The sequence below is a fragment of the Shewanella livingstonensis genome (assembly GCF_003855395.1).
GTDB lineage: Bacteria > Pseudomonadota > Gammaproteobacteria > Enterobacterales > Shewanellaceae > Shewanella > Shewanella livingstonensis.
On sequence record NZ_CP034015.1, the window covers coordinates 2,169,139 to 2,182,890 of the forward strand.

The window sequence follows — 13,752 nt, forward strand, 5'->3', positions numbered from 1 at the left end:
TCTATTGATGTTAGCTTTAAATTTAAGCTTATGTAATTAATAGATATTATATTATGTTGTTTATGTACGTTAAGTATAAGTTCTGCGTTAAACACGTAATAGTGGCATATTATTGTTAATCTTGATGAGGTGATTTTATCATCTAATTCACATGATATTTGCCATATCCATATGCGGTATTGAACCCAACTTTCAAGGATGATAAATGCAAATCCGTCTTGCTTCGAGCATTGATTTAGAACCGTTGAGCCTGCTATTTGATTTGTATCGGCAGCAACTGCAGCAACCCTCTGATTATCCTGCGTGTCGTTCATTTTTGAAAAATCGCTTGGCCGAAAATGATTCAATGATTTTCGTCTCCATCAGGGAAGATGAAATGGTAGGTTTTATTCAATTGTATCCGTCGTTTTCTTCATTACGCCTAGCCCCAGTATGGTATTTGGAAGATGTGTTTGTTCTGCCTGACTATCAGCAACAGGATGTGGTTAGCCAAATGCATAAAAAAGCCCAGTTGCTAGCGCATAGCGCTGGGGTATTATTGATTAATCAGCAGCATTCAGAAGTGCCAGTAGGGTCTGAATCACTCAGTTGTTTAGTATAAAACGCAACAGTTAAATTAATATCCGTTAAGTCTTTAATGAGATAAACGATGAGTTATGTAGACCTCAGTTATTTTCTGGTAAAATAGCTGAGGTTTTTTATTAATATTTCATCATAGATGTTAAGGAAAAGAGATTGAATAAGAGCATATTAACCAACCTTATCGCGGCCATTCTTATGGTGGTCGGGTATGTGTTACAGCAACACATTGTGATGACCATAGGATTATTTGCATTGTCTGGTGCATTAACAAATTGGTTGGCAATCCATATGTTGTTTGAAAAAGTCCCTGGTTTGTATGGCTCTGGCGTGGTTCCATCAAGATTTGAAGAGTTTAAAGCTGGTATTAAACATCTCATGATGAAGCAGTTTTTTACTCAAGAGAATATTGACCGTTTTTTAACAACGAGCAGTGCCAGTAGTATTGATTTAACCCCGGTGATTGAAAAAATTGATTTAGCGCCTTCATTTGATGCACTCGTCTCGACTATAGAGAAGTCGTCGTTTGGGGGCATGTTAGCCATGTTTGGCGGTACCGAGGCGTTAATTCCTTTAAAAGAACCCTTTATTGAAAAAATGAAACTGTCTTTAGTTGAGTTGGCTCAAAGTGAAGAGTTTAATGCGATTTTAGTTAATGAGCTCGAAAAGCCCAATGTTATCGCCGACATGCAAGCAAAAGTGGCTAATATTGTTGATCAGCGTTTAAATGAACTCACGCCTGAATTAGTTAAACAGATTATTCAAGATATGATTAAAACCCACTTAGGTTGGTTAGTTGTATGGGGCGGTGTGTTTGGCGGTATTATTGGCGCGGTTGCGGCAGTGCTACAACAATAACAATATAGAGCACAATTTAGACATTGATTTATTAGCTTTAGCGGGCACAATCTGTATGACCAATTGTGCCATTGTCGTCATATGTAGTACGCCATAAGAGAGTTCTTATAAATAGCCATAACCTGAAGATCGGTTTAAGTGATGGTTCTGAGTAATCAAACTGAGTAACAGAGGTGAGCATGAGTCAGCATCATAGTATTAATTATTTAGAAATACCGGTGAAAGACATTATTGCAACTAAAGCCTTTTTTACTCAGGTTTTCGGCTGGCACTTTCAAGACTACGGTCCTGAATATAGTTGTTTTTTACGGGTAGGAATTGAAGGCGGCTTTTATCAAGCAGACAGCCAATTTTCCCTAGCTAAGGGCAGTCCGTTAATTGTGCTTTATAGCCAAGACTTAGCAGCTACAGAAGCAAAAATTATTCAGGCTGGTGGACTAATAACCAAAGCGATATTCAGTTTCCCTGGTGGCAGACGATTTCATTTTATCGACGTGAATGGTAATGAATATGCCGTTTGGTCCGAATAACCGTAATCACAACAACAATAGCAACATTGCCTCACCGTGCGTGAGGCAATGTTGTTTAGACGCGCAGGATGTCTGTTTAGGCTGTCATCGTAGCCTCGACGAAATTCTAGCTTGGCATACCATGGACGATCAACAAAAAATCGCCTTATTGGAAACATTACAACAACGCGCTATTGCCTGTAAAAAGCGTTAGCTGAGTGAGTTTGTGAGTGAGTGTTTTACTCTGTTTATTGACTTAGTTTGCTGTTTGATTAGTTCTGGGTTCGGTGTCTGTTCTAAATAAGCTAAATCCGCGAGCTTGATAGTTTAGCAAGGCACTAGGATGATCCAATGAGCAAGTATGCACCCACACTCGTTGTGTGTTTGGTAATGTCCATGCCTTTTCAATTGCTTGAGTCAGTAGATAGCCGCCAAACCCTTTACCAATAAAGTGCTCTCCTAAGCCAAAATATACAATTTCTACATTAGCCTCGTCTTGTTGCTGCAACTCAAAATATCCCGCGGGTGCGCCATCTTTATATGCTACAAATAAATGTAAATTATCCGCTTCACTGTACTTCTGCCATTGGCTATTAGTCCACGGTAGTCTGTCGGTCCATTCCCATCGGGCACCCACAAACTGATACAGAAAGCGGTTAAATTGATATTGTTTTATTTTTACCTCAACCACGATTAATCCGCTGGCATCATGCTTGGGCTTTAATTGGCTGCGGTCGGTCATTTCAAGATTAAAAATACAGATGTCTGTCATGCGAAGCCTTATTATTGTTATTCATACAGTGGCCTTGAATGTTACTTGATAGTGCCAAAAAAAACACCACCCAATTGGGTGGTGTTTTTTTGCTACTGGCTACTGGCTAATAGGCGCTGGCGTGCACGTTTTTAACCGCACGGCCAGATGGGTCGTTTATGCCTTGTAAACTGGCATCCCACAGAAGAGCTTCTGGCGTTGAACATGCCACTGTTTTTCCACCTGGCACCGTTTCAGCTGCACTGGCTAATGGGAAAAACTCTTCAAAGAAACTACGGTAGAAATAGGCTTCTTTCGACTCTGGCGTGTTGTATGGGAAACGGAATTTTGCGTTAGCAAATTGCACGTCATCTACGTTTTCTGCTGCATGGGCTTTTAAGCCGTCAATCCAAGAGTAACCCACGCCGTCACTGAACTGTTCTTTTTGGCGCCATACCACTTCTTTTGGTAATTTGTGCTCAAACGCTTGACGTAAAATGTGCTTCTCGATGCGACCATCTTTAGACATCTTCGCTTCAGGGTTAATGCGCATGGCTACGTCAATAAACTCTTTATCTAAGAATGGTACCCGCGCTTCAAGTCCCCATGCTGCCATGGCTTTGTTGGCGCGTAAGCAATCAAATAAATGCAGTTTATCTAGCTTACGCACTAATTCTTCATGGAACGCTTGGGCGTTCGGCGCTTTATGGAAATACAAATAGCCACCGAATAACTCATCTGCACCTTCGCCTGACAACACCATTTTAATGCCCATGGCTTTAATTTTACGCGCCATTAAATACATTGGCGTAGCGGCACGAATGGTGGTGACATCGTATGTTTCGAGGTGATAAATCACTTCTTTAATGGCATCTAAACCTTCTTGGAAGGTATACACAATAGGGTGATGAATAGTGCCAATAGCATCGGCCACTTTTTGCGCCGCAACCAAATCAGGAGATTCTGCTAACCCTACTGCAAATGAATGCAGTTGTGGCCACCACGCGCCCGTTTCACCATCATTCTCAATACGATGTTTAGCATAAGTCTGAGTAATAGCCGATATTACTGATGAATCTAAGCCTCCAGACAATAATACCCCGTAAGGTACATCTGACATTAACTGGCGTTTCACCGCTGCTTCTAATGCTTCACGTAATTCTTCAATGCTAGCTGGGTTATCTTTAACGGCGTCAAAATCGCGCCAGTCACGATGATAATACTGAGTTGGTTTACCGTCGGCAGAATATAAATACTGACCAGGATAGAACTCAGCAACGGTTTTACATACTGGCATTAATGCTTTCATTTCAGAGGCAACGTAGAAGTTACCCGACGCATCAAGACCGGTGTAAAGTGGGATTATACCCATGTGGTCGCGACCGATTAAATAAGTGCCTTTGGCTTTGTCATACAGTACGAATGCAAAGATACCGTTTAGTTTGTCTAAAAAGTCACAACCGTATTCCTGATAAAGTGACAGAATCACTTCACAATCTGAGTTGGTTTTATACTGGTATTTGTCGCCCAGTTGAGCCTTTAACTGCTTGTGGTTATAAATTTCACCGTTTACGGCTAATACTAAGTTGCCATCAAAGCTGATAAGCGGTTGAGCTCCGTGGTCAACGTCTACAATCGATAAACGTTCATGAGTTAAAATAGCGTTGTTATCAGCATAAATGCCTGACCAATCTGGACCGCGGTGGCGCAGTAGTTTTGACATTTCTAACGCCACTTGGCGAAGTTGGCTTGCATCTGTTTTGATGTCTAAAATTGAAAATATTGAACACATAATACGGCTCCAGCAGCGTTGGCTAATCTTTATCTGGTTCCTACTTTGCCAGCATTTTAGTTAACTGCCAAGTTTGTTTTTTGAGATAACGTCATTAATTTGGTTATTTTGATGATTTTATCTCGTTAAAATATCTATTTATTTGAACAATTGTTAGTAAAGATGGTGTTTTGTTGGGTTATGTTTATTTTTATAGGGTTTGTAGCTGTTTTTTTTAAGATTTCATAATCTAATTCCACTAAAAAGCATAATTGCACTAAGGCTGTGCACTTGCTGCTTATTTGTGCAGCAACAGAGCAAATAGGTCTTTTTTTGACTTAACTCAATCTATTGCAGGATGTATTAGCATGACTCATGGACTATGTTAAGGATTCAAATTGAGCATTGTTGGTTAATATAACGATAAATAGAGTCGCTTAGCTTATAGGGTATAAAGTTATATTATACTGAAATACAGGTAGTTGAATTATAAGGTGGAGTGGTGGGTGGTTGAGGCATGTTCACGTAGATTAAATCAATTTTGAGCAGAATACTGTGGTGGGCGAAACAAGTTTAACCAAGTTACTCTCGTCAATGTCAGCTATATTATTAGCAGACGAGTACGTATTTTGCTCTGCAAAGGGGCTGTGTTGTTAGTAAGAAAGCTTATCGCTGCTAGCGACGTTTCGCTAAACAGAAGGGCTAACATTAGTGGTAACAAAAACTGCTGCGATGGCAGGCAGATTAGCCTTTGAGTCAGTATTTAACAGTATTACCTTAACAGTACACTCTAGTCTTAATGCCGTTGGATTAACCGCCGCGGTAGCCAATAAACTGAGTGAAAAAGGTATTTAGTGCCAATGTGATAGCAGCTTATTATCACGACCATATTTTTGTACCAACAGAAAAGGCTGCTTTAGCTATCGAAGCATTAAATGAGTTGGCTAATGGCCTGAGTGCTGTTATCGATGTACAGTCCTTATTTAAGTTGCGTTAATCCATTGTAAACCTATTGCAAAAAAACCATAAAAAAAAGCCCATCAAATGATGGGCAAATCCTTGGGTGGGAAAGAATATGAGCTAATTTTACTTTGCTGGACGTAACTGATTAAATTCAGAACCGACAAAATATCCTGGCCAATCTTGGCTATCAGCTAACTCTGCTGCAGCTTGGTAATACACACCTAAATCTTGTAATGATCCTGATAAATCCCACTCAGGACGATAATAGTCGCAGACATTGTGGTAACAACCCTTCATTTTAACTAACATGGCTGTTTTATATTGTGCCGTGGCTTCATCAACCGGCTCGTTACCACCACCGGCAAATACCGCCGGTACACCTAACTTAGCAAAGCTGAAGTGATCTGAACGAAAAAAACCACCTGATGCAGGGTTAAGTTCGCCCTGGCTAATGCGATTCTGTTTCGCTGCTGCGCGGTCTAAATAGTTTTCCAACTCAGACTGCCCTTTGCCGACAATGGTGTAGTCTTTAGTTTTACCATACACATTGGTGCTGTCTAGGTTAAATACTGCCACGGTTTTATCAATAGGATAAATAGGGTTAGCGGCGTAGTAACGTGAGCCTAATAAGCCTTGTTCTTCACCGGTAGTGGCAATAAAGGTTAATGAGCGAGCTAAGCCTTGGCCTTGTTTAGCTTGCTGCGCAAACTGGCGGGCAATCTCTAGAATCCCAGCTGTACCAGAGGCATTGTCTAACGCACCATTATAAATTTGGTCACCGTCTTTGGTGTCATCTTTACCGATATGATCCCAGTGTGCAGTGAATAAAATCTGTTCGTCTGCTTGAGTGCTACCCGTTAAGGTCGCAACCACATTATAACTGTCAGCATACTCAGCTTTGTTAGCAAAATCGATGTTGGCAGTTTGGGCTAAATCGACATTGAGTGAACTGTTAGCGGCACGATCCATTAGCGAGGGTAAGGATAAGCCTGCTTTATTAAACAGGGCTGTTGCACTGTCTAAGGTTAACCATCCTTCAACTTGAATCCGTTGATCCTGTTCTACTTTACTTAAGACTAAATCTTGTTGAGCGCCGGTCCAGCTATTTTCAACGACCGACCACGGATAAGCGGCGGGTTCAGTTTCATGGATGATGATTGCACCTAAGGCACCTTGGCGACTGGCCTCTTCAAACTTATAGGTCCAACGGCCATAATAGGTCATTGCCTTACCATTAAACTTAGCCCCTTCAGGATGTGCAAAACCTGGGTCATTAACCAAAACAATAGCAATTTTGCCTTTCATGTCGAGGTCTTGATAATCATTCCAGCCGTATTCAGGCGCATTAATACCGTAACCGACGAACACTAATGGTGCATCTTTAATGGTAACTTGATTATTATCATGACGACTACTGAGTACGATATTTTGTCGATACTGCATATCGATGCCTGCGAGTTTAACCTGTTGTTGTTCGCTGGCGGTATAACTCACCATTGGTACCGGTTGGAGAAAGCTACCCTTGTAGGCGCCTTTTAGGCCCATTTCGGTGAAGGCTGTGGATAGATAATCTAGGGTTAATTTTTCGCCTTGGGTAGTAGGAGCACGACCTTCAAACTTATCAGATGATAATGTTTCGATGTCAGTTCTAAAGCGCTGTTCATTAAACGTTACTGTCGTGACCTCTGTTTTTGACGTTTGTTCGGTTGAAGCGTGTTTAGCATCGTCACTATTACATGCCGTTAGCAAGGCTAGGGCGCAAAAAGGAAACAATCGTTTCATGCTATGTCCTGTTATTGTTATTTGTTTTAATTTCAGACAAGCATAATGAGCCAAGCCAGTGGAAGAAAACAAGGTCACTGGCTTGGAAATGTGTTACCTAATGTAAATTTTGATGACAGTGAGTCACCTTATTAACTATTTGATCTTGTTGGCGTGGAGCAATAATGCCTCGCGCATTAGTCACATATTTTTATCTAATAGCGAGGCAAAAAAACCTAATATTACTAAATCTGTGATTAAAGCATTTAGGCAATACTGTCACTAAACGATATCAATATCACCAGCGCAAGCAAACACATGATTTGGTCTAAAAGGTTCTTTATCTATATCACTCAATTGACTTACGCCACTGGTGACCAAAATGGTTTCTAAACCTGCTTGAAAGCCGGCCAGAATATCGGTTCGCATATTATCGCCAATAATTACGGTATTTTCAGAGTGTCCCTGAATATGATTCAAAGCTGAGCGGATAATCCATGAGCTAGGTTTGCCCACATAAAATGGCATTTTACCCGTGATACGTTCAATGGCAGCACATAAAGCGCCACAAGCAGGGCTAAATGCTGGGCCATGGGTATCTGGATTAGTTGCGATAAAACGTGCACCGCCAGCAACAAAGCGTGATGCTTTATGGATCATGTCCCAATTGTAAGATCGTGTTTCACCAACAATAACAAAGTCTGGATTAATATCAGTTATAGTGAAACCAGCGTTGTACAGCTCATGAGTCAGTGCGCCTTCACCGATAACATAGGCTTTATTGCCATTTTGGTGCTTAAGAAAGTCGGCGGTGGCCATGGCAGAAGTGTAGAAACAGGTTTCTGGCACATTAATACCTGCAGCGCCTAGGCGGTTTTGTAAGTCTTTACCCGTTTGCACCGGATAATTGGTGAGGATAACTAACGGGTTACCTTGCTCAAGCACACGGTGAATAAACTTGTCACTTCCTGGAATTAGCTTGTTGTCGTGCAGTAATACGCCATCAATATCGCAAATAATATTTTTCATTCTGTCACTTCTTCCTTCAAATACAACCTGCTTACATCTAATGCTAATTCAGTTGAGAAAACAACGATTAAATACAAAAAATGCCTTCGCGAAAGATTACACGCTCTTCTATGGTGTCGATGTTATTCTTTTGTGGGTAATAATAAGCTCTACAACAAATAGAATGAATCTCATCATGTTTAATTACTTATTAAATTCGGCTTAGCTAATGAACGAATAGTGTATTAATCAGCGGCTAATGTGGTTGACACTGATTCAATTTAAATAACAAATCAACTATTCGATGAGTGAAGAGTGCGGGTGGATTTGATTATATATTGGCGACGTGGGTTAAAACGTAGATGAATGGACTCCCAGTATTTAATGATTCATTTGATTCAACTGTTGCATTGAGGGTCTTTACATAATATTAAAAGTTAAAAACAAAAAAGCGCCTTTCGGCGCTTTTTATGTCACATTAATCAAAAGATTAACGCTTATCAACGCTCACAAATTCACGCGCAGACTCACCAGTGTATAACTGACGTGGACGGCTGATTTTGTGGCCTGGTTGATCTAACATTTCTTTCCAATGTGAAATCCAACCAACAGTACGTGACAATGCGAATAGCACTGTGAACATATCATTAGGGATACCAATGGCTTTCATGATGATACCAGAGTAGAAATCGACATTCGGGTATAGCTTCTTAGAGATGAAATATTCATCTTCAAGGGCGATACGCTCAAGTTCCATTGCTACGTCTAATAATGGGTCAACCACTTTGAGCTCTTTAAGGACTTCATGACAGGTTTCACGCATCACTTTTGCACGTGGGTCGAAGTTCTTATAAACACGATGGCCAAAGCCCATTAGGCGGAATGGATCGTTTTTGTCTTTCGCTTTCGCAATAAACTCAGGAATGCGATCAACGCTGCCGATCTCTTCTAACATTTCTAAGCAAGCTTCGTTAGCACCACCATGAGCAGGGCCCCACAACGAAGCAATACCCGCTGCAATACATGCAAATGGGTTAGCACCTGAAGAACCCGCTAAGCGGACTGTAGATGTAGATGCATTTTGCTCATGATCAGCATGCAGTACAAAAATACGATCCATTGCTTTTTCTACAACAGGATTAACTTTGTACTCTTCACACGGAGTAGCAAACATCATTGACAAGAAGTTACCCGCATAACTTAAATCGTTACGTGGATAAACAAAAGGTTGCCCCATTGAGTATTTGTAGCACATCGCTGCAATAGTCGGCATTTTCGACACTAAGCGGTAAGCTGCAATTTCACGATGCTTTGGATTGTTAACATCAAGAGAATCTTGATAGAAAGCAGATAATGCACCTGTTACACCACATAGCATTGCCATTGGGTGTGCGTCACGGCGGAAACCTCTGAAAAAGAATGCAATTTGTTCATGAACCATAGTGTGTTCTTTCACTGTGGCAACAAACTGTTCGTAATCAGTTTTAGACGGTAATTCACCATATAATAGCAAGTAGCATAAATCTAGGTAGGTAGATTCAGTAGCAAGTTGATCAATTGCATATCCACGATGTAACAAGATACCTTGCTCACCATCGATATAAGTAATTGCTGACTCACAAGATGCAGTAGCTAAAAAGCCTGGATCGAAGGTGAAATACCCTTTTTTTCCAAGTGTACTGATGTCGATAACGTCAAAACCTTCAGTACCTTTCTTGATAGGTAGGTCGATTGAATCGTTTCCTGGTAACTCTAATTTGGCTATATTATCAGCCATACCCCGTTCTCCTTACTTCATTCTTCTATATGAGTGCGGCATGTTAAGCGGTCATTACTTTACAGTGGATCGGGATCACAGATCAATTTAAATAAGCGTTTTAATTTGTTAGACCATGGTATAGGTGTGCTGAAAACCGCTCTGCGCTTGGATTCGAATAAAAAAACACTAAAAAAACTTATTTTGCATAATGTGAGGTTTGTATTTGACAATCCCCGCGAGTATACTTGCCTGCGCCCAGAAGGGCGACGAACATCACAGTTTAGAAACAATCAATTTACGCACTAAATAGTGGTTTCTCAACTGATTAGATGTTTTAGAGTGGTCTGTTATTTGTTTTGGAACGTATGCTTAGTGTAAGTATTAGTTGTTAAACAAAGAACAGATAGATAACAAAAATAATGCTCGACGGAGCTGAGTGAGCAGAACGTGAAAAAGCAAAGACCTGTCCATCTAGACCTGCAGACGATTCGCTTTCCTGCAACAGCGATCGCGTCAATCCTACACCGTATTTCCGGTGTCATCATGCTATTTGCTATTGGTATCCTTCTTTGGTTGTTAAATTCGACTTTAACATCAGCAGATGGTTTCGCTAGCGTACAATCCTTGTTCGATGGTTTCGTGATGAAGTTCATCATTTGGGGAATTCTAACCGCGTTGGGTTATCATTTATTAGGTGGCATTCGTCATTTGATTATGGACGCCGGACATTGGGAAGAACTCACTTCGGGTGTCGCATCAGCTAAGGCTACTTTTGTATTAGCAGTAGTCTTTTCAATCATAGCGGGGATTTGGGTATGGTAACAAACGCAGCAAGTTTTGGACGCAGTGGTGTTCATGACTATATTCTATTACGCGCAAGTGCAGTGATTCTCGCTTGTTATACTATTTTTTTAGTAGGTTTTATCGCGTGTAGTGCCCCGTTAACTTTCGAAATTTGGAGTGGCTTATTTAGCTCGCTTCCAATGAAAGTCTTTACCCTATTAACGTTGATTGCTTTACTTATCCATGCTTGGATTGGTGTATGGCAAGTGTTGACCGATTACGTCAAACATACAGCGTTACGCGGTGTATTACAGTTTACCTTTGTTATGGTCGCAATGAGTTATTTGGCGTCAGGCATTGTAATAGTGTGGGGTGTTTAAGTGAGTATTCCAGTACGTGAATTTGATGTAATCGTAATCGGCGCCGGCGGTGCAGGTATGCGAGCAGCATTACAGATTTCTAAAGAGGGTAAGAGCTGTGCGCTGTTATCTAAAGTATTCCCGACTCGTTCACATACCGTTTCTGCTCAAGGTGGTATCACCGTAGCATTAGGTAATGCGCACGAGGATCATTGGGAACAACACATGTACGATACGGTTAAAGGTTCTGATTTTATCGGCGACCAAGAAGCCATTGAGTTTATGTGTCAAACCGGTCCTGAAGCGATTATTGAACTTGAGCAAATGGGTTTACCTTTCTCTCGTTTCGACGATGGTACAATTTATCAACGTCCTTTTGGTGGCCAGTCAAGAAACTTTGGCGGCGAGCAAGCGGCTCGAACTGCAGCTGCTGCTGACCGTACAGGTCATGCATTACTTCATTGTTTATATCAACAAAACGTTAAACATAAAACTGACGTTTATTCTGAGTGGTATGCCTTAGATTTGGTTAAAAATGAAGATGACGTTGTAGTGGGTTGTACCGCAATTGAAATTGAAACAGGCGACATTGTTTATTTCAAAGCCAAAGCAACGATACTAGCAACGGGTGGTGCAGGGCGTATTTATGCTTCGACCACCAACGCTCATATTAACACCGGTGATGGTGTAGGTATGGCAGCACGTGCTGGCATTCAATTACAAGATATGGAAATGTGGCAGTTCCACCCAACGGGTATTGCTGGTGCAGGTACCTTAGTCACTGAAGGTTGTCGTGGTGAAGGTGGTTATTTATTAAATAAAGACGGCGAACGCTTCATGGAGCGCTATGCGCCGAACGCTAAGGATTTAGCATCGCGCGACGTGGTAGCACGTTCAATGATGACTGAAATTCGTGAAGGTCGTGGTTTAGACGGTCCTTTAGGCCCTCATTTGTTACTAAAGCTTGATCATTTGGGCAAAGAAACCCTTGAAGCACGTCTTCCTGGAGTGTGTGAATTATCACGTACTTTCGCTCACATCGATCCGGCTGATGGCCCTATTCCTGTATTGCCTACGTGCCACTACATGATGGGCGGTTTACCGACTAAAGTGAGCGGTCAAGTTATTCGTCAGAATAAAGATGGCAGTGAGCAGGATGTATTAGGTTTATTTGCTGTTGGTGAGATTGCTTGTGTATCAGTACACGGTGCTAACCGTTTAGGCGGTAACTCATTACTCGATTTAGTGGTCTTTGGACGTGCTGCAGGTCAACATTTAGGTAAGGCGTTAGACGCTACACCTGATCCAAAACTCGCATCAGATATAGAAATAAATGCATCACTTGCTCGTCTTAATCGTTGGGAAAGCAACAAAGATGGCGAAGAACCTGCGGTTATTCGTAAAGCGCTTCAATTGTGTATGCAGTTAAATTTCTCCGTTTTCCGCAGTGGTGAAGCCATGGCAGAAGGTTTAGAACAGCTACAAGCTATTCAAAAGCGGCTTGATAATGCTAAGTTATCTGACAATTCAACAGAATTTAATACGCAACGTATTGAGTGCTTAGAATTAGATAACTTAATGGCAACAGCGCTGGCAACTGCCTATTCAGCTAACTTCCGTACTGAAAGTCGTGGTGCGCATTCTCGTGAAGATTATTTAGAACGTGATGATGACAATTGGTTATGTCATAGCTTATTTGACCCAGTGACTAAGAATATGAGCAAACGTGATGTCAACATGACACCTAAATTACGTGATGCATTTCCACCAGTAAAACGTACCTATTAGGCAGGAGTTGCAAAAGATGAAATTAACATTTGCATTGTATCGTTATAATCCTGATGTAGATACAAAGCCTTACATGAAGGATTACACCCTAGAAGTGCCTGACGGTTCTGATATGATGGTGTTAGATGCGTTAATTAAACTGAAAGAACAAGACTCAACGATTGCGTTCCGTCGTTCATGCCGTGAAGGTGTGTGTGGTTCTGACGGTATGAACATGAATGGTAAAAATGGATTAGCGTGTATTACGCCAATATCGACCTTTAAAGGGAAGAAAATTGAAATCCGTCCTTTACCAGGCATGCCAGTAGTGCGAGATTTGGTCGTTGACCTAACTCAATTCTACAAGCAATACGAAAAAATTAAGCCTTATCTGATCAATGATGAAAAGGCGCCTGCTCGTGAACATATTCAATCACCTGAAGAGCGTGCTCATTTAGATGGTTTATACGAATGTATTTTGTGTGCATGCTGTTCAACCTCGTGTCCATCTTTCTGGTGGAATCCGGATAAGTTTATCGGTCCAGCTGGTTTGTTGCATGCTTATCGTTTCTTGATTGACAGCCGCGACACGGCCACTGAGGAGCGTTTATCTGACCTAGATGATGCTTATAGTGTATTCCGTTGCCATGGCATTATGAACTGTGTTGATGTTTGTCCTAAAGGATTAAACCCAACTAAAGCGATTGGTCATATTAAGTCGATGTTGTTAAAGCGAGCGGTTTAATGCACCAAGTAGAGCAAAATAGTCTGACTTATTAGCTCTTTAAGAGTCATCTTCATTATTGGGGATGGCTCTTTTGTGTGTTTATGTAATACCTCCTGTTATCATTTTTTTAGATAATAACAGTCTACGTGTGATGTAA

Annotated in this window: 15 protein-coding genes; 10 read left to right on the forward strand and 5 right to left on the reverse strand. The window is 41.2% G+C overall.

Going from position 1 to position 13,752, the window contains the following annotated elements; genetic code table 11:
- Positions 1-205 precede the first annotated feature (205 nt).
- The 4 genes from EGC82_RS09365 (at position 206) to EGC82_RS09380 (ending at position 2,160) form a co-directional block, all read left to right on the forward strand.
- Complete coding sequence (locus tag EGC82_RS09365; RefSeq protein WP_124730516.1) at positions 206-601, forward strand: GNAT family N-acetyltransferase; 396 nt, start codon at positions 206-208, stop codon at positions 599-601.
- Between the two features lie 134 nt (positions 602-735).
- Entirely contained in the window at positions 736-1,437 is a 702-nt protein-coding gene (locus EGC82_RS09370; RefSeq protein ID WP_124730517.1) for a DUF445 domain-containing protein, read from the forward strand.
- A 179-nt stretch (positions 1,438-1,616) separates the two neighbouring features.
- The gene (locus tag EGC82_RS09375; protein ID WP_124730518.1) at positions 1,617-1,967 is read left to right on the forward strand and encodes a VOC family protein; all 351 of its coding nucleotides are present in this window, start codon (positions 1,617-1,619) and stop codon (positions 1,965-1,967) included.
- A complete protein-coding gene (locus tag EGC82_RS09380) occupies positions 1,948-2,160 on the forward strand; it encodes a DUF1289 domain-containing protein (RefSeq protein ID WP_415837699.1) in 213 nt (70 codons plus the stop codon). Before EGC82_RS09375 ends, EGC82_RS09380 begins: the two co-directional genes overlap by 20 nt.
- 42 nt (positions 2,161-2,202) lie before the next feature.
- Here the strand turns inward: EGC82_RS09380 and EGC82_RS09385 are convergent, their stop codons facing one another.
- Both EGC82_RS09385 and asnB read right to left on the reverse strand, forming a co-directional pair.
- Positions 2,203-2,718, reverse strand: a complete 516-nt coding sequence (locus tag EGC82_RS09385; RefSeq protein WP_124730520.1) for a GNAT family N-acetyltransferase — start codon at positions 2,716-2,718, stop codon at positions 2,203-2,205.
- Positions 2,719-2,824: 106 nt separating this feature from the next.
- A complete protein-coding gene (gene asnB, locus EGC82_RS09390; RefSeq protein WP_124730521.1) occupies positions 2,825-4,489 on the reverse strand; it encodes an asparagine synthase B in 1,665 nt (554 codons plus the stop codon).
- Between the two features lie 573 nt (positions 4,490-5,062).
- Between asnB and EGC82_RS21800 the strand changes: the two genes are divergently transcribed.
- Positions 5,063-5,125 carry a hypothetical protein gene (locus EGC82_RS21800; RefSeq protein WP_341867785.1) on the forward strand — a complete coding sequence of 21 codons (63 nt, stop codon included), beginning with the start codon at positions 5,063-5,065 and terminating at the stop codon, positions 5,123-5,125.
- A 54-nt stretch (positions 5,126-5,179) separates the two neighbouring features.
- The gene (locus EGC82_RS21805; protein ID WP_341867781.1) at positions 5,180-5,323 is read left to right on the forward strand and encodes a hypothetical protein; all 144 of its coding nucleotides are present in this window, start codon (positions 5,180-5,182) and stop codon (positions 5,321-5,323) included.
- 231 nt (positions 5,324-5,554) lie between these two features.
- Here EGC82_RS21805 and EGC82_RS09400 read toward each other — a convergent pair whose 3' ends face one another.
- From EGC82_RS09400 to EGC82_RS09410, 3 genes are all read right to left on the reverse strand, one after another.
- Positions 5,555-7,213 carry a M28 family metallopeptidase gene (locus EGC82_RS09400; RefSeq protein WP_124730522.1) on the reverse strand — a complete coding sequence of 553 codons (1,659 nt, stop codon included), beginning with the start codon at positions 7,211-7,213 and terminating at the stop codon, positions 5,555-5,557.
- A 261-nt stretch (positions 7,214-7,474) separates the two neighbouring features.
- Entirely contained in the window at positions 7,475-8,221 is a 747-nt protein-coding gene (locus EGC82_RS09405) for an HAD-IIA family hydrolase (RefSeq protein ID WP_124730523.1), read from the reverse strand.
- A gap of 469 nt (positions 8,222-8,690) precedes the next feature.
- Positions 8,691-9,977, reverse strand: coding sequence for a citrate synthase (locus EGC82_RS09410; protein WP_124730524.1), 1,287 nt, complete (start codon positions 9,975-9,977; stop codon positions 8,691-8,693).
- A gap of 429 nt (positions 9,978-10,406) precedes the next feature.
- Between EGC82_RS09410 and sdhC the strand changes: the two genes are divergently transcribed.
- From sdhC to EGC82_RS09430, 4 genes are read left to right on the forward strand one after another with little or no spacing between them, the layout of a single operon-like run.
- Positions 10,407-10,781, forward strand: a complete 375-nt coding sequence (sdhC, locus tag EGC82_RS09415) for a succinate dehydrogenase, cytochrome b556 subunit (protein WP_164839118.1) — start codon at positions 10,407-10,409, stop codon at positions 10,779-10,781.
- Positions 10,775-11,122 (forward strand): succinate dehydrogenase, hydrophobic membrane anchor protein, encoded by a 348-nt coding sequence (sdhD, locus tag EGC82_RS09420; RefSeq protein WP_124730526.1) that lies wholly within the window; start codon positions 10,775-10,777, stop codon positions 11,120-11,122. Before sdhC ends, sdhD begins: the two co-directional genes overlap by 7 nt.
- On the forward strand, positions 11,123-12,889 hold the full coding sequence (sdhA, locus tag EGC82_RS09425) for a succinate dehydrogenase flavoprotein subunit (protein ID WP_124730527.1): 1,767 nt from the start codon (positions 11,123-11,125) through the stop codon (positions 12,887-12,889).
- 16 nt (positions 12,890-12,905) lie between these two features.
- Positions 12,906-13,613, forward strand: a complete 708-nt coding sequence (locus EGC82_RS09430) for a succinate dehydrogenase iron-sulfur subunit (protein WP_124730528.1) — start codon at positions 12,906-12,908, stop codon at positions 13,611-13,613.
- Positions 13,614-13,752: the final 139 nt, after the last annotated feature.

Coding starts and splice junctions, on each gene's coding strand:
- EGC82_RS09365 (WP_124730516.1), top strand. CDS start 206: ATGCAAATCCGTCTTGCTTCGAGCATTGATTTAGAACCGTTGAGCCTG.
- EGC82_RS09375 (WP_124730518.1), top strand. CDS start 1,617: ATGAGTCAGCATCATAGTATTAATTATTTAGAAATACCGGTGAAAGAC.
- EGC82_RS09380 (WP_415837699.1), top strand. CDS start 1,948: ATGCCGTTTGGTCCGAATAACCGTAATCACAACAACAATAGCAACATT.
- EGC82_RS09385 (WP_124730520.1), bottom strand. CDS start 2,718: ATGACAGACATCTGTATTTTTAATCTTGAAATGACCGACCGCAGCCAA.
- asnB (WP_124730521.1), bottom strand. CDS start 4,489: ATGTGTTCAATATTTTCAATTTTAGACATCAAAACAGATGCAAGCCAA.
- EGC82_RS09400 (WP_124730522.1), bottom strand. CDS start 7,213: ATGAAACGATTGTTTCCTTTTTGCGCCCTAGCCTTGCTAACGGCATGT.
- EGC82_RS09405 (WP_124730523.1), bottom strand. CDS start 8,221: ATGAAAAATATTATTTGCGATATTGATGGCGTATTACTGCACGACAAC.
- EGC82_RS09410 (WP_124730524.1), bottom strand. CDS start 9,977: ATGGCTGATAATATAGCCAAATTAGAGTTACCAGGAAACGATTCAATC.
- sdhD (WP_124730526.1), top strand. CDS start 10,775: ATGGTAACAAACGCAGCAAGTTTTGGACGCAGTGGTGTTCATGACTAT.
- EGC82_RS09430 (WP_124730528.1), top strand. CDS start 12,906: ATGAAATTAACATTTGCATTGTATCGTTATAATCCTGATGTAGATACA.